The organism is Clostridium sp. CX1, from assembly GCF_025398335.1.
GTDB classification, from domain to species: Bacteria; Bacillota; Clostridia; order Clostridiales; family Clostridiaceae; genus Clostridium_AM; species Clostridium_AM tanneri.
The window spans coordinates 17,675-35,420 of the sequence record NZ_JAODOO010000016.1 but is presented as its reverse complement, the minus strand read 5'-3'; the positions used below and the strand labels follow the sequence as shown (position 1 = coordinate 35,420).

The following is a 17,746-nucleotide window of genomic DNA, read 5'->3' as shown; positions in this document are numbered from 1 at the left end:
GAGGAAATGCATGAAGGCTTTAATTGAAGAAATAAAAACTGAATTAGATGGCTTTGATATTTACTCTTTATTTAAAGAGGATAAAACAGTTACTCTTTTAGATAGTGGAATGGATTATGAAGGATTGGGGAGATATTCCTTTATAGGATTAAATCCTTTTTCTATATTTAAATATAAGAATAAGATTTGTACTATAGATAATGAAAGAATTGAAGGAGAACCTTTTGAGGAGCTTAAAAAGCTAATTAGCAAGTATAAGGTAGATAATGATACAGGACTTCCTTATATAGCTGGAGCTATGGGTTACTTTTCCTATGATTTAGGAAGGAGTATTGAAAGGATTCCTAGTATGTCAAAAGAGGAAATAAAAATACCGGACTGTTATTTTTATTTCTATGATAACGCTGTTATAGTAGATAATTTACAAAAGAAAATCTATATCACTGCAGTAGGGATACTAAAAGAAAAAAATGAAAGTATAAATGATATAAAAGGTAGAATTTTGGCAGGAAAAAGGGTTCAGTATGTAGACTTACAGGAAAGGACTACTAAGTTTTATTCTAATTTTGAGGAAGATGAATATATAGATACTGTAGAGAAGGTTAGACAATATATAAGAAACGGAGATATTTATATAACAAATTTAACTCAAAGATTTTCCTGTGAAACTAGAAGATCTCCATATGAAGTTTATAGAGATTTAAGGCACATAAATCCTGCTCCTTTTGCTGCTTTTATAAATGTTGAAGATTTTAGCATAGTATCTTCATCACCGGAAAGATTTTTAGAGGTCAGAAATAATATGGTTGAAACAAGACCAATAAAGGGAACAAGACCTAGAGGCAAAAATAATGAGGAGGATTTAAAAAATAAAGTTGAACTAATGAATAGTGAAAAGGATAAGGCAGAACTCTTAATGATTGTGGATTTAGAGAGAAATGATTTAAGTAAAGTATGTAAACCTAATTCCGTAAAGGTTACAGAACTGTTTAAATTGGAGCAGTATAGTACAGTCTTTCACTTAGTATCAACGGTAGTGGGAGAACTTAAAGATAAGTATACTGCTTTAGATTGCATAAAAGCATGTTTTCCCGGAGGTTCCATAACTGGTGCACCAAAGATTAGGTCAATGGAGATTATTGAGGAATTAGAAGAAACAAGAAGAAATATATATACAGGAGCTATAGGTTACTTAGGTTTTGACGGAAATGCAGATTTAAATATAGTTATAAGAACTATTTTGATGAAGGATGGAAAAGCTTATTTTGGAGTAGGTGGAGGAATTACATGGGAGTCAATAAAGGAAGCTGAATATGAAGAAACTATAGATAAGGCAAAAGCTCTCATGAGAGTACTATAATATTCTCTTGGTTATTTAAATAAATCTATTAATTTTTAATTTTTAAGAAGATATAAACTATTAACAAATTAAAATAAAATTTATTGATTAAAGGAGAGCGAGAAAAATGAGAGAGATGGATGAGATTTTAAAATATATCAGTGGAAGGATTAATATACTTGAGAATGAAAAAGAGGAACTATTTGAATTCTTAAAAAATGTTGGAGAAGTAAGTTCTATGGATGAAAAACAAAACTTAGTAGAGAAAAAAATAGAATTTTATGCAAAAATGGGAGCTTTATCTGAATTAGAAGAACTAAAGGAAAAATTAGCATAACTCTAAGGGGAATAGAAATGATTGTTTTAAACGGAGAGATGGTAAGGGAGAACAAAGTAAATATTGATACTGGGCTTTATTTCGGAAGAGGACTTTTTGAGACTATGCTAGTGACAGAAAAACCTATTTTTCTTAAAGAGCATCTAGATAGGATAAATAAGGGTCTTAAAATTATAGGAATAGATAAAAAAGTAAGTCCAGAACAAGTTCTAGATGCTGTGGAAAAGCTAAATTGCAGAAACTCTGTATTAAAGCTAGTTGTTACAGAAAAGAACACAATTTATAGCACAAGAAAAAATAATTACAGTGAAGAACAATATAAAAAAGGATTTAACGTTAACATAAGTTCTATAAAAAGAAATCCTTTTTCAAGGCTTACCTATTTAAAGTCTTTAAATTACTTAGAAAATATTTTAGAACATGAAAATTGTATTAAAGAAGGATATAACGAGGTATTATTTTTTAATACTAATGGAAAACTAGCAGAAGGAAGTATATCTAATGTTTTTTTTATAAAGAATAAAAAAATTTATACACCCTCTGTAGACTGTGGATTACTTAATGGTACTATAAGAAATTTCATAGTAAGTAATTATGATGTAACAGAAGGTCAATTTACTAAAGAGGATTTAGAGGAAGCAGATGAGGTTTTTTTAACTAATAGCCTTATGGGAGTAATGAGTGTTACAAAAGTTTGTGGAAAGATTATGAGAAATAGTGGTATTATAGAAGTAATAAGAAGAAATTATGAACAAGCTGTAGGCATTATGGATTGCACAGAAACAAAAAAATAAGTAAAATAGTGCATTCCTACTATGATATTAAAGCTTATAAGAACAACAAAAAGGGGGGAGTTCTGGTAGTTAGCTTAATTATTTGCTACAGAAAAAACCAGAAGAGAGATGACAAAAATAATGAAAATTGGAAAGAAAGACTTTCAAATCGGCAAAAAAACTTATATCATGGGTATACTTAATGTCACTCCAGACTCATTTTCTGACGGAGGAAAATTTAATAACTTTGATTTAGCAATAAGACATGCAAAGGAAATGATAGAAGAAGGAGCAGATATTATTGACGTAGGCGGAGAATCTACAAGACCTGGACATACACAAGTCTCTACAGAAGAAGAAATAAGTAGAATTGTTCCCATAATAAAAGCTTTGGTAAAAGAAATTGATGTACCTATTTCTATTGACACCTACAAAGGGGCAGTAGCAGAAGAAGCAATAAAGGCAGGAGCTTCATTAATAAATGATATATGGGGATTTAAAAAGGACTCATATATAGCAGAAGTAGCAGCAAAATATGATGTTCCTTGCTGTCTAATGCATAACCGAGATAATACCGATTATAATAACCTTATGGAAGATGTATTAAATGATTTAAGAGAAAGTATAGATATTGCTTTAAAAGCAGGCGTTAAGCCAGAAAATATTATGACAGATCCAGGAATAGGTTTTGGTAAAACACATGAACAAAACCTAGAGGTTATGAATCATTTAGAGGAACTTTCTACATTAGGATATCCTGTGCTGCTAGGAACATCCAGAAAGAGAATCATTGGCAACACTCTAGACCTTCCAGTAGATCAGAGAGTTGAAGGAACTGTTGCTACCACCGTTATAGGAATTATAAAAAGTTGTGATTTTGTAAGAGTTCATGATGTAAAAGAAAATTATAGAGCAGCTGTTATGACAGATGCTATAGTAAGAAGATAAAGAAGAATGCTTTTGGAATTGTGTCCAAAAGCTTTTTTTACGCCATAATTTACAATGAAATTAGATATAATGTGTCAATACTGATAACACCTGGAGATTTTTCATTTAATTTAATAGAGTAATAACTTGAAAATTACATATAATTTAAGTACAACAAAGGATAAACAAAATTAATAAAAAGAAATTAAAAGGAGGAATTAACTTATGGCAAATAGAGGAAATAGAGTATTAGTACCACAGGCAAAGGCAGGATTAGATCAGTTTAAGATGGAATCTGCTAGAGAGGTAGGAGTAGACTTAAAAGAAGGATATAATGGAGATCTTACAGCAAGAGAAGCTGGATCAATAGGTGGAAACATGGTTAAAAAAATGGTTGAAGCTTATGAGCAAGGTTTAAAATAACATATGATTAAGCAGGAAAAAGTCAGATAGGTCATCTACTATCTGACTTTTTCTAATGATAAAATTTAATAGAATTATATAGGTACGTAATATTTACGAGGTGTTTTTATCATTCTTTTCGATATATATATTTAAAGCTTTAATGGCTAGGTTTGAGAGCTGTATAAATTGTATCAAGCTGTATATTAGCAAACCTACTGTTGAAAGGCAGAGTATTAGTCCTAATATTCCTACCGTAGTAACCAATGCTATGTTCAAAGGAACACCACCTCCTAGAATAAATATATTCGCTAAATAATAAAAAATTCTCATTAGCAGATAATTTAGACTAATTCTAGTAACAGTTTTTAAGGAATTTAATATTATATTAGTGTAAAGACTAAGGAGGTGAACGTGATGATGGATTTAACAGGAATAGGTGGATGCCAAGGACATCAAGGCCATAATACTCAAGGACCTTGTGAGCAAAGAGGAACTTTAATTTGTATTGAAATACCACCAGGAACAATAATTAGACTAGCAAATCTTTTAGAAATATCCTCACCTAGAGGCATAAGTTTGGTAATTAGAATTCCACTGTTAGGAGGTAATTCCAGCAGTGCTGCACTAGATTCTATTGTAAATTCCTTAAAACAAGCAGGCGGAACTATAGAATTTGTTAAGGGATGCTAGCTAGGATAATGATATAAGGTAGTTTATTATACTCCCCGTAGGATAATCCTGCGGGGTTTTTAGATTTAACAATTATATTGTAAGAAGATAATAATTTAATTAACGACTTTATTGAATTAAAAGTTAAAAAGAGTCAATAATTATAAAAAAGAAATTTTAATAGATAATACCTTTATTAAGAGTAGTGTTAAAATATTATGGAAGATGGAGTATGTTTTACTACAGGGACTACAGTGGCAATACAGTACCAATTTTCCAAAATAGTTATAGTGAGCACCTAGGTATCTCTAGGTGCTTATTAAATTCGTAGAAACTTGCTGTTGCCATAAAATACTTCATTAATAGCAATTATAATAACATATAATATTAGTGAAACAACAATTTACAATAAAGTACTTATTGGAGGTGACGCACTGTGGAAAGTAAGGACAAGGAAGAAAGGATGCTTGGAAGAAGTATAAAGGAAAATTTAGATCTTATGATGTCTTATGGTTCTGAGAATCTAGGTTTATATAGAGTAAAAAAGGATAATGCATCTAAAAATAGACTTGAGGAAGATATCAAAAGCTAAGGTATAAGTAGGGTTTTATGCATAAAGTTCTATCCTTCTGAATATGTAAAAGTAGGAGGGATTTAATATGGTAAATACTGTAGTATGTAAAAAAGAAGGTTGCGTAGGAAATAGGTTTAAAATAAGTGTACAAAGGCTTAAAGTTGTTCTAATATGTACAGAATGTAGAACCTGTGAAAAATATGATAGAGAGATGAATCAAAATGTTCCAACCATTTGCAGGCAATGCGGAGGCGAAATTTTTAAAGTATGCAAAGATGTTGAGAAGAATGAAATATATTTTCAATGTGCAGAATGTGATAGAAAGTTTACATTTAGTTCCATGTTATAAATGTCTATGTTTAAAATGTTACTCAGTAAAAAAGAGCTTTTACTAAAATAATTAAAGGCTCTTTTTTGTTATTTTTATTTAAGCTATATAAATTATGTTGTATCATTATAATTAAAGAAACAAATTGGTTGGTGATTTTATTGACAGGAAAAATTAAATCTTTTTTATACGAGAACAAAAAGCGATATGTGAAAGGAGCTATAGCTCTTCTCCTTATAAATGTACTCCAAGTAACTATACCTAAAATTACAGGAAAACTCATAGACAGTGTTCAACTTGGCAGTATTGGCACAGGAGGAGTTGTCATGTACTCATCGCTAGTAGTAGCTGTTGCAGCGGCTATCTTTGGATTAAACTATCTAACAAGACTTCAAATTATGGGTGCATCATTGCTATTTCAATATCAAACGAGGAATCATATCTTTAATCATTTGGAAAAGCTTTCTACTAGGTTTTTTAATAAAAATACTACAGGAGATATTATGGCTCTTTCTGTAAATGATGTCTCCGCAGTAAGAATGGCATTAGGAAGAGGAGTCAACCTAATAATAGATACATTATTTTTATTGATTTTAAGTCTTATTACTATGGGGAACACCATAAGCATTAAGCTCACATTAATAGCCTTTTTACCATTTCCTTTATTAATATTAATAGCAGGTAATTTTGGTATAATTATAAACAAGAGATTTAAGATGGTCCAGGAATCCTTTGGTAATCTTACTACTAAGGTTCAGGAAAATATTTCAGGGATAAGAGTAATAAAGGCTTTTGTGCAAGAGAAGGAGGAAATAGAAAATTTCAAAAAGGTGAATAGAGCAAACTATGAAATTAACATGAAATTAGTTAAAACCTGGGGAGCTTTTTATCCTTTAACTGAATTCCTGACATCAGCTTCATATTTAATTGTATTGGTGTACGGCTCCACTTTGGTGCTAAAAGGCGAAATAACCTTAGGAGATTTCATTGCATTAAATAGTTATATAGGTGTTTTAGTTAGGCCTATTAGGTTTATAGGTTCTATAGTCAATGTAATTCAAAAGGGAAGGGCTTCTATGGAAAGGATTGAAAAGCTTTTTGGCGAAAAGTCTGAAGTCTTTGACAGCATTAAAGAGGAGGCAGTGAATTATAAAATTAAAAGAGAAGACTTTAAGTTAGAAGGAACAGTTGATTTTAAAAATCTTACTTTTCGATATAGTAATGAACAGAAACCTGTTCTTAAAGATATAAATTTATCTCTAAAGAAGGGTAAGATAACGGCGGTAGTGGGGAAGGTTGGTAGTGGCAAATCTACCTTGGCGAACCTAGTATTAAGACTTTATAATCCTCTGGAAAAAGGACAGCTTTTAATTGATGGTATAGATATTACAGAAATTCCCCTAAAGACTCTGAGAAGCTCTATAGGATATGTACCACAAGATAATTTCCTTTTTTCTCAATCTATTAAAGATAACATTGCTTTTTCAGAAAAGGAATATAGTATGGAAGAGATAAAAGAGGCAGCAAAGATAAGTCAGATATACCAAAGCATTCTGGATTTTCCAGATGGATTCAATACGGTGCTAGGCGAGAGGGGAGTAAATATATCTGGAGGACAAAAACAGAGAATTTCTATTGCTAGAGCAATAATAGGAAATCCATCTATACTTATTCTGGATGATTGTCTATCTGCAGTGGATACAAGTACGGAGAGTAAAATATTAAAAGAACTTAAAGATATTATGAAAAGCTGCAGCTGTCTAATAATTTCTCATAGAATTTCAACTATAAAATATGCAGATGAAATAGTCCTGTTGGATGAAGGTTCTATTGCAGAAAGAGGAACCCACAATGACCTTATAGAATTAGGTGGACTATATTACGAGATGTACAAAAAACAGATTTTAGAGGAAAGTAATTAACATACCTAAGGGGGCAGGGTGATAGCATGAGAAAAAATTCTAGAAGATTAGAATATAACACAGCTGATAGTGAAAAAGTTGTTAAAAAAAATAATTCTAAAATGACCAAAAGACTTATGAAGTATATATTGCCCCACTGGAAGGGATTTTTGTTATCATTGATGCTAATTCTTATAGTATCTGCTGCAAGTCTTGCTAGACCTTACATAATAAAAGTTGCTATAGATAGCTATATAAAGAGAGGTTTGGATAAGTCTATACCTGTGAATAGTGCTGTTAACAGTATAAAGATTTTAGCCTTTGTTTATTTCTCACTAATGCTTTTGGAGTTTATTCTAAGTTATTTTCAAGCTTATATTCTACAAAGCACAGGGAAAAAAATTATAATGAGGTTAAGAGAGGATATATTTAATCATCTGCAAAAGCTCCCTGTGGCTTATTTTGATAAAAACCCTGTAGGAAAGATTGTAACTAGGGTTACAAATGATACAGATTCCCTAAATGATATGTTTACAGATGTGGGAATTGGTTTTCTTCAGAATGTATTTATAATGTCAGGCATAATTGTTGTTATGATAAACTTGAACTCTACACTTACAGTGATATGTCTTTTAGTAACTCCGCTAATGTTTTTAGCTACCCTTTCCTTCAAAAAAAGAGCAAAGTCAGTCTTTAGAGAAATAAGAGCTAAGCTTGCTCTTATTAACAGCTTCATATCGGAAAATGTACCAGGTATGAAAATAATTCAGATATTTAATATGGAAAATAAAAAATATGAAGAGTTCAACAATATTAATAAGGATTTTTACGATTCCAGTTTGAAACAAATTGTACTTTTTGGTGTATTTAGACCCTTTATGGACGTAGTTAAAACTCTATCCCTTGCTCTAATTTTACTTTATGGAGGTACAGCTCTAGTTAAGGGCACAATAGAAGTTGGAACTCTTTATGCCTTTATAAATTACATAAATAGATTGTTTCAGCCAATTATAGAGCTTACAGACCAGTATAATACTTATCAAAGTTCCATGATTTCTGCAGAAAAGATTTTCGATTTATTAGATGAAGAAACGGAAAAACAACCACAGAAAGAAGAAAAATTGAGTGAAGTTAAAGGAGAAATTCAGTTTAGAAATGTATGGTTTGCTTATGAAGGTACAAACTGGGTGCTTAAAGATATTTCCTTTAATATTGGAAAGGGGCAATCTGCAGCTTTTGTTGGAACTACTGGAGCCGGTAAGACCAGTATAATAAATTTAATCTGTGGATTTTATCAGCATCAAAGGGGAGAAATATTAATTGATGGCATAAGTATAAAAAATATAAAAAAGGAAGATTTAAGGAAAAACATAGGATTGATTCTTCAGGATGTATTTTTATTTGCGGGAGATATAGAAACAAATATAAGATTATATAGTGAAGATATCTCTCTAGATGATGTAAAAAAGGCGGCAGAGTATGTAAATGCAGGTTATTTTATAGAAAATCTTTCCGAGGGCTATAAGCATCAGGTTAAAGAAAAGGGGGTTGAATTTTCTATGGGACAAAGACAGCTTTTATCCTTTGCAAGGGCTTTAGTACATAATCCGGCTATATTGGTTATGGATGAGGCTACCTCAAATATTGATACAGAAACGGAAGCAACTATACATCAAGTAGTGGAAAAGTTGATGAATGGCAGGACTAGTATTAGAATTGCTCATAGACTGTCTACCGTAAGAAATGTAGATAAAATTATAGTACTAGATAAAGGCCAGATTGTGGAAATAGGTTCTCATCAGGAGCTAATGCAGAGAGAAGGATTTTATAGTAATTTATATAAGCTTCAGTATAAGGGTATTATTTAGAACTGAAAAATATAGTTTTATGAATAGTTACTATGAAAATTCCTAGACTTAGAATTGGAAAAAGAAACGGTTTGCAAAAAGAACACTATAGTTATAAAATATAATCGAATAAATAAATAGGAGTTGATAAATTTGAATAACATCCTAAATATAATAAAAGATACAGTATTAACTTATGAGCAAAAGGTATTATCTCTTGCACGTGAAGCAGAAGCATCATTACAGGTTTTAAATATAAGCGAGGATGTGCAAAAGCTAAGGGAAGAGGGAATAATTTGTGATTTAAATGAGGGAAATGCACCTTATAGACCAAGATATATAGTGCCAGATTATGAAAAGTTTATGAAGCAGGGCAGTGAGTTTTTAGGATTAAAGCCTGCTGAAGATATTTGGGAGGCAGTTAATAACCTTTTAATTTTATACAAGCATGTCCCTTCTATAACATCAATGCCTGTATATATAGGAAACATTGATGAGTTATTAGAGCCTTTTATAGAAGATGAAAAAGAGGCTTACAAGGCAATAAAATTGTTTTTAACTCATATAGATAGAACTATTACAGATTCCTTCTGCCATGCAAATATTGGGCCTAAGGAAAGTAAAGCAGGAAAGATAATATTAGAGGTGCAAAGGGAACTTCAAACTGCCATACCTAATATTACACTAAAATACAGCAAAGAAACACCAAGGGATTTCGCGATAGAAGCTGTAAAGACGGCTTTAGTTACAGCTAAGCCTAGCTTTGCAAATCATGAGATGTTTTCTGAAGAATTTAAACCATATAACTACTCAATAGCTAGTTGTTACAATGGACTTTATATTGGAGGAGGAAGTTATACTTTAGTTAGGTTAAACTTAGCTGCTTTAGCTAAAAAGGCATCTAGTGTAGAGGTTTTCTTAAATGAAATTTTGCCAGATACTATGAAAAAGATGGCAGATTATATGGGTGAAAGAATAAGATTTATAGTAGATGAAAGTGGTTTCTTCCAGTCTAATTTCCTAGCAAAAGAAGAACTAATTTACAAGGATAGGTTTACTGCTATGTTTGGTATGTTTGGATTGGCAGAATGCGTAAATAGTCTCTTAGGTGCCGTAGAGCAAGAGGATAGATTTGGTCATAGTGAGAAGGCTAATTCTTTAGGTCTTCAAATTATAGATAAAATGTACCAAGTTGTTAATAGTAGAAATAATAAGTACTGCGGAATAACAAAAGGGCATTTTCTTCTTCATGCACAGGTAGGTATTGAAACGGATAACGGAACAAGCCCAGGATGTAGAATACCTATAGGAGAGGAACCTCAACTATATGCACATCTACTTCAAAGTGCTAAATTTCATAAGTACTTTCCTTCAGGTATTGGTGACATATTTCCATTTGAAGCTACAGCGAGGAACAATCCTGATGCAGTTCTAGATATAATAAAAGGTGCATTTAATGAGGGAATGAGATATTTCTCATTATATTCCTCTGACAGTGACGTGATAAGAATAACTGGATATCTTGTTAAGAAATCAGATATAGAAAAGCTAAATAGAGGAGAACAGGTGCTTCAGGATACAGTGGTTTTAGGTCTTGGTGCAGTTAAAAACTCTAGAATATTAGAGAGAAAAGTAAGAGAAACTCTATAGATCAAGGGGAATGAATTGTAGTTATTTTCAAGTTAGCTATGTAGAAAATATTGAAATAGAAAGGTAATAATAATGCTTAAAGGTATTGTAAATAAAATTATTCCATTTAGTTCAGTAGATGGACCAGGAAATAGAACAGCAATTTTTTTTCAAGGATGTAATTTTGACTGTCTATATTGCCACAATCCAGAAACTATAAAAAGATGTGTAAATTGTGGAACGTGCCTATTTAGCTGCAACTTCGATGCTATATCCATGGTAGGAAATACAGTAGTATGGAATGAAGATAAATGTAAACATTGTGATGAATGTGTAAGAGTATGTAAAAATAGCTGTGGGCCAAAACAAAAAAGAATGAGTGTAGGAGAAATACTGAAGGAGATAATAAAGGTTAAGCCTTTTATATCAGGAATAACAGTGTCAGGGGGAGAGTGTACTCTTCAGGCTGAATTTCTAGTAGATTTATTTGATAAGGTGAAAAAGCTTGGTCTTACAGTATTCGTTGATACAAATGGATCAACGGATTTTAGAAAAAATAAAGAGCTTACAGAGTCTATGGACAAGGTTATGCTAGATATAAAGTCCTTTGATAGTGGAGAACACAAGATGCTTACAGGAAAGGACAATAATATTGTATTAGAAAACGCTAAATATCTTGCTAGCATTGATAAGCTTTATGAAGTAAGAACAGTAGCAGTGCCTAATGTTTTGGATAATTATAATAACGTAAATGAAATCAGTAAACTGATAGCATCCTTAAACCCTGAAATAAGATACAAGCTTATAAAGTATAGACCTCTAGGAGTTAGGTTGGATAAGATAAATTCAACTCAGCCTACAGATGGAATGATGGAAGAACTTAAGCTTGTCGCTGAAAAAAACGGATGTAAGAATGTATTGGTAATATAATATATAAATTTTTAGATGCTGTATTAATATTTGTCATTATTGTCAAAAATATAAGTTAATGAAGTGAAACTTGAATCAGGTGGGTTTTCAAACCCACCTGATTCCTTAGTTGAACGAATCCAGGGACGTAGCCGCTCTAATACTCCCTCTTGGAGAAGAGGGAGTATTAGAGCGGGTAGTCATCGGATAAATAATAATTAACAAATTATAGTTTTAGAAAGGTAAGGTACAATAATGATAAAGGCATTTAAAAAACTATTATATATTACTATGGTTTTTATAATTGTATTTCCTCTTTCAGCATGTTCTGCTAATCCGGATACAACTATAAAGGGGTTTTTTGATGCATTAAAAAAGTCTGATATAGAAACAGCCTCAAAATACTTAAATGGAAATACTTCTATAGATAAAGGTGGGCTAAAATTTACTAAACCAGAGCATGAAAAGTTAGCTAAACAAGTGTTTACAAAAACAACCTATCAGATACTATCTTCTACTAATCACGGTGACACAACTATAGTGAAAACTAAAGTTACTGCTCCTGATTTGAATAGTATAGGTGGAGAACTTGTAACAGAATTATTTCCAACCATATTTAATAATGCAGCAAAAGGAGAGGAAATTAGTCAGGAAAAAGTAAATAAATCTATTATTGACTATTATAGCAAAAGACTTAACGAAGGAAATATCCCTATGACAACTAGTGAGGTGGATATAAAATTAAGCAAAAGTAAGGATAAAAAAATGTGGCTTATAAATCCAGATGAAAGTCTTTCAAATGCTATGACAGGTAACTTGTTTAAGTCATTAGGCACATTAGAAAGTGGGAAGATGACTATAAATCCCAGGAATAATTCTGGAGTTTACAAAGTAGGAGAAGAAGCTAGAACAGGCAATGTAGCAGTAAAAGTAAATAAAGTACAAAAGTGCCTAGGTGATGATTATGTCAAACCTATGATTGGAGACGAATTCCTAATAGTCACAGTGAAGGAAAGAAATCTAAGTAAGGATAGCAATATAGATTACAATGAAGCCTACTACCAAATACAAAACTCTAAAGGTCAAATCAAGGGTTTAGCTACAAATGCTTTTGATAGAAGACTAGATTCAGGAAGATTAATACCAGGAGGAGAGGTTGATGGAACTTTAACATTTGAGGTTCCTAAAGATGATCCTCAATTAACCCTTATATATAACCAAGATACAAAGCCAGCATTGAGATTTAAGCTAAATTAAATAATTAATCTATATGAGATTATGTGAAATTAAAGTAACATAGTGGTATTATATTTGCTGGCAGAGTATAATAAAGACAATGGGTAAACTGTTTCACGTAAGGGAGAGGATAATAATGCTTAGTTACGTAGTAGCAATGGACAAAAATAGTACTATAGGAAAAGATAATGCTTTGCCTTGGTACCTACCAAAAGATCTAGAAAAATTTAAAGAAATTACAACAAAAGGGACCAAAACTATGATAATGGGCAGAAAAACCTTTGAATCTCTTCCTAAAATATTGCCAGACAGGCATCACATTGTCATTACTAGAGATAAAAATTTTAGGATAAATGATAATAGAGTAACGGTCATTAACAGTATAGAAGAGTTAACTCCATTAATAGAAGATACTAGAGAATATTTTGTTATAGGTGGAGGAGAAATTTTTGCTTTATTACTTCCTTTTACCGAGAAAATGTATATAACTAAAATAGATAAAGAGTTTCAGGGGGATACTTATTTTCCTAAATATGAGGAAAATAAGTGGAAGATACTTATGGAAGAAGAGGGAATAGTTGATGAGGAGAATAGGTATAGCTATAGATTTTTGATATTGCAGCGGATTTGTAATATATCTTCTAATTGACCAGCATAGTTCCATTAAGGGCAACATGAGTGCTTCTAAAAAGGGTAGTATTTTTAACTATTAGTCATATTTAAGAGTTTTAGCAAAAGTAGTAGTTACTGAAATTTTAGTAACTACTACTTTTATTTTATATAAGGATAGCCTAAAGTTTTTTACATTAAGTTATTATGTCATATCCAGTATTTTTTATACATCTTTCAATTTCCATTTGATTTGCAGGTTCGTTATAATCTATTTCTATAGAACCTCTACTCAAATCTACTGCAACCATTTGAATGCCTTCTATTTTATCTAAGGCGTTTTTCACCTTAGTCTTGCTTTGAGAACCAGCTAATCCAGAAACATTGTAGTGAACTGTTTTCATAAAAAAGTCTCCTTTCAGAATGTTATTTTAGTAAAATTATAATCTTAAGCTAGTAATTCTTCATCTACCATAGTATTTGAAAAGGTAGCTAATTTAATTCCAATAAATTATTTGCTTAACTTAAAAATAGAGAAAACTATAATAAGCATAAGACAAATAAATTCTACACATAATTGTAAGGTATAAGCATAGATTATTTTAAAGCGGATTTCTTTAATAAGGGGGCAAAGGTATGCCGGAGAAATATTGGCCAGAAACAGTGATACTATGGGGTGCTGGAGCTACTAAATCTTTAGGTCTTTACGCCACTAAGGAGTTAATTCAATTAGTAATTAAAATTAATAATAATGATTTTTCCTTTTTAGAAAATAAAGATGAAAAATTAAAAAAGGCTTTTAAAAAATTAGTAACTGAAGATTTAATAAAGGATCCTAGGCTTTCAAAAATATATGATTTGAAAGCTTTAGAAACTATTTTAAAGACAAATACTAAATTAAATATGCATGAGCTTTTTACAATGCTTGATCAACTTATAGATAATGATATGGGTTTTAATGCTTTTTGTAATGGGAAGACTGAATTTTTAAGGGTTGATAGAATAAAAGCAGCGAAAAGATGCTTGATTTTACTTATAGAAGAACTGGAAAGAATAAGTGTGCAGAAGTCACCAGGGTATATGGATGAACTTAGTGTAAGTTCTTACTACGAATTTTCTAAAGTACTTACAGAGCTTATGAGAGAAGAGGCCTTATTCTTTGAGAAAAGAGGGTATAAACGGGATGCTAGGAGATTTTACCTTTACTCTTATGCTATTATATCCTTTAACTGGGACCCGATACTGTTATGGAATATATTTAATGCCCATAAGGAAGAAAATGATAATCCAGTTCATTTAAGAGACGGACTAAAATTGAGGCTATTTGATGATTTTGGAAGTAAAATAACTTCAACAGAAATGGACAGTTCAGAATCAGAAATATGGTACACTGCAGATGAATCTCAGTGCAAGAGAGTTAATGATTATAAATATCCATCTAGGATAGTTAGAATAGGAAAGATACTTTTTCCTCACGGAGTATTTGGATCAAGAATATGTCCAGAATGTGGTAAATATATAACTACCTTTGGCAGTAGGTGGGACAGATTATCAACAGAAGTTTTTGGGCCATCTGTATGTGAAGAATTACAAATTAATTGGAAATACAAGACAAAAAAGGAGGCTAAGTACAAGAGAGGGGCCATAGAATGTCCTTATTGTGGTCAAGTAACCTACCCTTATGATATGCCTCTAATAATGCAGACTTTAGCAAAAAAAAGAAGTATACCTCCCTTAGAAGAAATAAAAACAGAGATGGGATTACTAATGAAAAATGCAAAGCACATAATTTTTGCTGGATATAGCTTACCACTAGACGATATTATGGTAAAAACCTTTTTCATGTCATCTATATCAGGAAACGATAGAAGTAAACTAAAATGTACAGTAGTAAATTTTGATGAAAATTATAGAGGCAATGAAGATTGGTTAAGAGGGGAAGAATTAAATAGATATGTAAAGGAAAGCGGTAATAGTCAGGTAGTAGAATGCATAGAAAATGTTTGCGATATATTTAATATACAAAATGTAAGAGTATCCTTAAAGGGCGTACCTGATGTATTTATGGAACATGGAAGGTGCAAGAAAGAGAAAGTAATAGACTTACTATATCCAAAGGAATACTTTAAGGAAGGATTTCCTTTGATAAGAAATTAATTTTTTTCTAGGATTAAGAAAATGTGGATATTGATTAAGGTTAGCTTTAGGTTAAAAATCCTTTTAATCTAAAGCTAATTAAAAAATAAATAATTTTTTCAAAAACTAAGAATATTATTACTTTGAAAGTAATATTGAAATTCCCTATAAAAGTGGTAAAATTAAAACGTCGGTATTCTTTAAGAAACTGAACAACATTTTATAAAGGAGGGAATTTCGAATTATATCCATTAAGGAATAATATCGAAGAAGAATTATGGAAAAAGGATTAAGAACAGGAGTAAAATTTAAAACAAGACAGCTTACTGTAATTGGTATGCTCTCAGCTATCTCCATTATATTAGGAGTGACTGGACTAGGGTTTATACCAATTCCACCAGTTAAAGCAACTATACTACATGTGCCTGTTATTATAGGTGCTATTTTAGAAGGACCGGTAGTAGGGGCAATGGTAGGATTAATTTTCGGTATCTTCAGTATGGTACAAGCCATTACAACACCGACACCAGTATCCTTTATCTTTATGAATCCATTGGTAGCGGTAGTACCAAGGGTGCTTATAGCTTTAACCGCTTACTATACTTATAGGATTGTGAAAACAAATGTTAAAAGTTTAAATATAGCAGTTGCAGCAGCAGTTGGTTCTCTTACAAATACCATAGGAGTTCTTGGAATGATATATGCTATTTATCTTGAACCTTACGCAAAGGTACTTCATTTAAGCGTTAGTGGTGCAAAGAAAGGAATAATAGCTGTTGGTGCAACTAACGGAATTCCAGAGGCAATTTTATCAGTAATAATTACTGCAGCAGTAATAACTGCAGTTTCAAAAATAAGACGAAGATAAATTAAAATTAAAGAAAGACATAGTTTAGGAGTAATTACTTCTAAACTATGTCTTTTTCTGTTTATAAAAAAGTAATTTTTAGTCTTTTTAGAGCATATTTATATATCAGTGAAAAATTAATTCTATTATATAGAATTGAATTCCGCAATGTAGAATATTAGGAGGGAAAAAGATGACCAAGTTTAAGGTGCCGATTCTGATCTTCAACAGTATGAAAAGAAGGTATTGAAGAAATTGTATTAGGCTATAAATACAATAATTCAAGGTGGGGGGTATTATAAATGAAGATAGCTATAATTGGTGCAGGAGCTATGGGCAGTTTATATGGTGGATATCTATCAAAGTCTGGTGAAGAAGTGTATCTGGTTGATATTTGGCAGGAGCATATAGATAAAATAAACGAAAATGGTCTTATTATAAAAGAAGAAGATAGAGAATTAATCACTTACCCTAAAGCAACTACAAATGCTTCTGAGATAGGTATTGTAGATTTAGTAATAGTTTTTGTTAAGTCTACCTTAACAAGGGAGGTCGTAGAGAATAATAGGGATCTTCTAGGCCCTAATACTTTAGTTATGAGTTTACAGAATGGATATGGCAATATTGAGCAGATAGAGAGATATGTTAAAAGGGATGACATAATAGCAGGAATAACATCCCATGGTGCTATCATGATAGGCCCAGGAAAAATCAGTCATGCAGGAAGAGGGGACACTTGTATAGGCTGGGTAGGTTGCAACAAAAGTAATAGCATAGATGCTATCAGTAAATTACTACATAAATCAGGATTTAATACTATAATCTCAAATAACGTGATGGAACTTGTATGGAAAAAGCTTATAGTTAACGCAGGGATAAATGCTCTTACAGCTATACTAGAAGTAAAGAACGGAGAACTTTTGAATGAAGAAGATACAAGAACAGTTATGACAATGGCTATTGAAGAGGCGGTAGATGTTGCAGAAGCTGCAGGTATAAAACTCAATAAAGCAGAAACTGTAGAAAAGGTTATGAAGGTTGCTATAGACACTGCAAATAATAAATCCTCTATGCTCCAAGATATTTTAAATAAGAGAAAAACAGAAATAGATACAATAAATGGTGCTATTGTACAGGAGGGTAAAAGATATTGGATTAAGACACCGGTAAATCAGGTGCTTTATAATCTTATAAAGGCAAAGGAAAATCAGTATTTAGGTGGTGATTATTATGAGGATTACATAACTAATTTAAATCCTCACTAATCTTATGGAGGGAGT

General features: G+C 31.5%; 19 protein-coding genes. 17 read left to right on the top strand and 2 right to left on the bottom strand.

Annotation, left to right across the window (positions count from 1 at the left end):
* Window positions 1–10: 10 nt before the first annotated feature.
* From pabB to N4T77_RS15850, 5 genes are all read left to right on the top strand, one after another.
* Entirely contained in the window at window positions 11–1,360 is a 1,350-nt protein-coding gene (pabB, locus tag N4T77_RS15870) for an aminodeoxychorismate synthase component I (protein ID WP_261672816.1), read from the top strand.
* Between the two features lie 106 nt (window positions 1,361–1,466).
* Complete coding sequence (locus N4T77_RS15865) at window positions 1,467–1,676, top strand: hypothetical protein (protein WP_261672815.1); 210 nt, start codon at window positions 1,467–1,469, stop codon at window positions 1,674–1,676.
* A gap of 17 nt (window positions 1,677–1,693) precedes the next feature.
* Entirely contained in the window at window positions 1,694–2,470 is a 777-nt protein-coding gene (locus N4T77_RS15860) for an aminotransferase class IV (RefSeq protein WP_261672814.1), read from the top strand.
* A 120-nt stretch (window positions 2,471–2,590) separates the two neighbouring features.
* Window positions 2,591–3,397, top strand: coding sequence for a dihydropteroate synthase (folP, locus tag N4T77_RS15855; protein ID WP_261672813.1), 807 nt, complete (start codon window positions 2,591–2,593; stop codon window positions 3,395–3,397).
* Between the two features lie 204 nt (window positions 3,398–3,601).
* On the top strand, window positions 3,602–3,799 hold the full coding sequence (locus N4T77_RS15850; protein WP_261672812.1) for an alpha/beta-type small acid-soluble spore protein: 198 nt from the start codon (window positions 3,602–3,604) through the stop codon (window positions 3,797–3,799).
* Window positions 3,800–3,892: 93 nt separating this feature from the next.
* On the opposite strand, the gene N4T77_RS15845 is transcribed toward N4T77_RS15850, so the two are convergent.
* The gene (locus N4T77_RS15845; RefSeq protein WP_261672811.1) at window positions 3,893–4,057 is read right to left on the bottom strand and encodes a hypothetical protein; all 165 of its coding nucleotides are present in this window, start codon (window positions 4,055–4,057) and stop codon (window positions 3,893–3,895) included.
* Between the two features lie 138 nt (window positions 4,058–4,195).
* Between N4T77_RS15845 and N4T77_RS15840 the strand changes: the two genes are divergently transcribed.
* The 9 genes from N4T77_RS15840 to N4T77_RS15800 all read left to right on the top strand — a co-directional run bounded on the left by N4T77_RS15840 (window position 4,196) and on the right by N4T77_RS15800 (window position 13,523).
* On the top strand, window positions 4,196–4,471 hold the full coding sequence (locus N4T77_RS15840; protein ID WP_261672810.1) for a hypothetical protein: 276 nt from the start codon (window positions 4,196–4,198) through the stop codon (window positions 4,469–4,471).
* A 415-nt stretch (window positions 4,472–4,886) separates the two neighbouring features.
* Window positions 4,887–5,042 (top strand): hypothetical protein, encoded by a 156-nt coding sequence (locus N4T77_RS15835; RefSeq protein ID WP_261672809.1) that lies wholly within the window; start codon window positions 4,887–4,889, stop codon window positions 5,040–5,042.
* 67 nt (window positions 5,043–5,109) lie between these two features.
* The gene (locus N4T77_RS15830) at window positions 5,110–5,373 is read left to right on the top strand and encodes a hypothetical protein (protein ID WP_261672808.1); all 264 of its coding nucleotides are present in this window, start codon (window positions 5,110–5,112) and stop codon (window positions 5,371–5,373) included.
* A 140-nt stretch (window positions 5,374–5,513) separates the two neighbouring features.
* Window positions 5,514–7,274, top strand: a complete 1,761-nt coding sequence (locus N4T77_RS15825; protein ID WP_261672807.1) for an ABC transporter ATP-binding protein — start codon at window positions 5,514–5,516, stop codon at window positions 7,272–7,274.
* Between the two features lie 26 nt (window positions 7,275–7,300).
* A complete protein-coding gene (locus N4T77_RS15820) occupies window positions 7,301–9,121 on the top strand; it encodes an ABC transporter ATP-binding protein (protein WP_261672806.1) in 1,821 nt (606 codons plus the stop codon).
* A 132-nt stretch (window positions 9,122–9,253) separates the two neighbouring features.
* Window positions 9,254–10,750 (top strand): YjjI family glycine radical enzyme, encoded by a 1,497-nt coding sequence (locus N4T77_RS15815; protein ID WP_261672804.1) that lies wholly within the window; start codon window positions 9,254–9,256, stop codon window positions 10,748–10,750.
* Window positions 10,751–10,822: 72 nt separating this feature from the next.
* The gene (locus N4T77_RS15810) at window positions 10,823–11,659 is read left to right on the top strand and encodes a YjjW family glycine radical enzyme activase (RefSeq protein ID WP_261672803.1); all 837 of its coding nucleotides are present in this window, start codon (window positions 10,823–10,825) and stop codon (window positions 11,657–11,659) included.
* Window positions 11,660–11,893: 234 nt separating this feature from the next.
* The gene (locus N4T77_RS15805; RefSeq protein ID WP_261672802.1) at window positions 11,894–12,895 is read left to right on the top strand and encodes a DUF4352 domain-containing protein; all 1,002 of its coding nucleotides are present in this window, start codon (window positions 11,894–11,896) and stop codon (window positions 12,893–12,895) included.
* Between the two features lie 115 nt (window positions 12,896–13,010).
* Entirely contained in the window at window positions 13,011–13,523 is a 513-nt protein-coding gene (locus tag N4T77_RS15800; protein ID WP_261672801.1) for a dihydrofolate reductase, read from the top strand.
* Between the two features lie 157 nt (window positions 13,524–13,680).
* Here N4T77_RS15800 and N4T77_RS15795 read toward each other — a convergent pair whose 3' ends face one another.
* Window positions 13,681–13,887 (bottom strand): heavy-metal-associated domain-containing protein, encoded by a 207-nt coding sequence (locus N4T77_RS15795; protein ID WP_261672800.1) that lies wholly within the window; start codon window positions 13,885–13,887, stop codon window positions 13,681–13,683.
* Window positions 13,888–14,119: 232 nt separating this feature from the next.
* On the opposite strand from N4T77_RS15795, the gene N4T77_RS15790 reads away from it, so the two are divergent.
* The 3 genes from N4T77_RS15790 to N4T77_RS15780 all read left to right on the top strand — a co-directional run bounded on the left by N4T77_RS15790 (window position 14,120) and on the right by N4T77_RS15780 (window position 17,731).
* Window positions 14,120–15,640, top strand: coding sequence for a hypothetical protein (locus N4T77_RS15790; RefSeq protein WP_261672799.1), 1,521 nt, complete (start codon window positions 14,120–14,122; stop codon window positions 15,638–15,640).
* A gap of 256 nt (window positions 15,641–15,896) precedes the next feature.
* Window positions 15,897–16,487 carry an ECF transporter S component gene (locus N4T77_RS15785; protein ID WP_261672798.1) on the top strand — a complete coding sequence of 197 codons (591 nt, stop codon included), beginning with the start codon at window positions 15,897–15,899 and terminating at the stop codon, window positions 16,485–16,487.
* A gap of 281 nt (window positions 16,488–16,768) precedes the next feature.
* Window positions 16,769–17,731: a ketopantoate reductase family protein gene (locus N4T77_RS15780; protein WP_261672797.1), complete on the top strand. Its 963-nt coding sequence runs from the start codon at window positions 16,769–16,771 to the stop codon at window positions 17,729–17,731.
* Window positions 17,732–17,746: the final 15 nt, after the last annotated feature.

Coding starts and splice junctions, on each gene's coding strand:
- pabB (WP_261672816.1), top strand. CDS start 11: ATGAAGGCTTTAATTGAAGAAATAAAAACTGAATTAGATGGCTTTGAT.
- N4T77_RS15865 (WP_261672815.1), top strand. CDS start 1,467: ATGAGAGAGATGGATGAGATTTTAAAATATATCAGTGGAAGGATTAAT.
- N4T77_RS15860 (WP_261672814.1), top strand. CDS start 1,694: ATGATTGTTTTAAACGGAGAGATGGTAAGGGAGAACAAAGTAAATATT.
- folP (WP_261672813.1), top strand. CDS start 2,591: ATGAAAATTGGAAAGAAAGACTTTCAAATCGGCAAAAAAACTTATATC.
- N4T77_RS15850 (WP_261672812.1), top strand. CDS start 3,602: ATGGCAAATAGAGGAAATAGAGTATTAGTACCACAGGCAAAGGCAGGA.
- N4T77_RS15840 (WP_261672810.1), top strand. CDS start 4,196: ATGATGGATTTAACAGGAATAGGTGGATGCCAAGGACATCAAGGCCAT.
- N4T77_RS15830 (WP_261672808.1), top strand. CDS start 5,110: ATGGTAAATACTGTAGTATGTAAAAAAGAAGGTTGCGTAGGAAATAGG.
- N4T77_RS15820 (WP_261672806.1), top strand. CDS start 7,301: ATGAGAAAAAATTCTAGAAGATTAGAATATAACACAGCTGATAGTGAA.
- N4T77_RS15810 (WP_261672803.1), top strand. CDS start 10,823: ATGCTTAAAGGTATTGTAAATAAAATTATTCCATTTAGTTCAGTAGAT.
- N4T77_RS15805 (WP_261672802.1), top strand. CDS start 11,894: ATGATAAAGGCATTTAAAAAACTATTATATATTACTATGGTTTTTATA.
- N4T77_RS15800 (WP_261672801.1), top strand. CDS start 13,011: ATGCTTAGTTACGTAGTAGCAATGGACAAAAATAGTACTATAGGAAAA.
- N4T77_RS15795 (WP_261672800.1), bottom strand. CDS start 13,887: ATGAAAACAGTTCACTACAATGTTTCTGGATTAGCTGGTTCTCAAAGC.
- N4T77_RS15790 (WP_261672799.1), top strand. CDS start 14,120: ATGCCGGAGAAATATTGGCCAGAAACAGTGATACTATGGGGTGCTGGA.
- N4T77_RS15785 (WP_261672798.1), top strand. CDS start 15,897: ATGGAAAAAGGATTAAGAACAGGAGTAAAATTTAAAACAAGACAGCTT.
- N4T77_RS15780 (WP_261672797.1), top strand. CDS start 16,769: ATGAAGATAGCTATAATTGGTGCAGGAGCTATGGGCAGTTTATATGGT.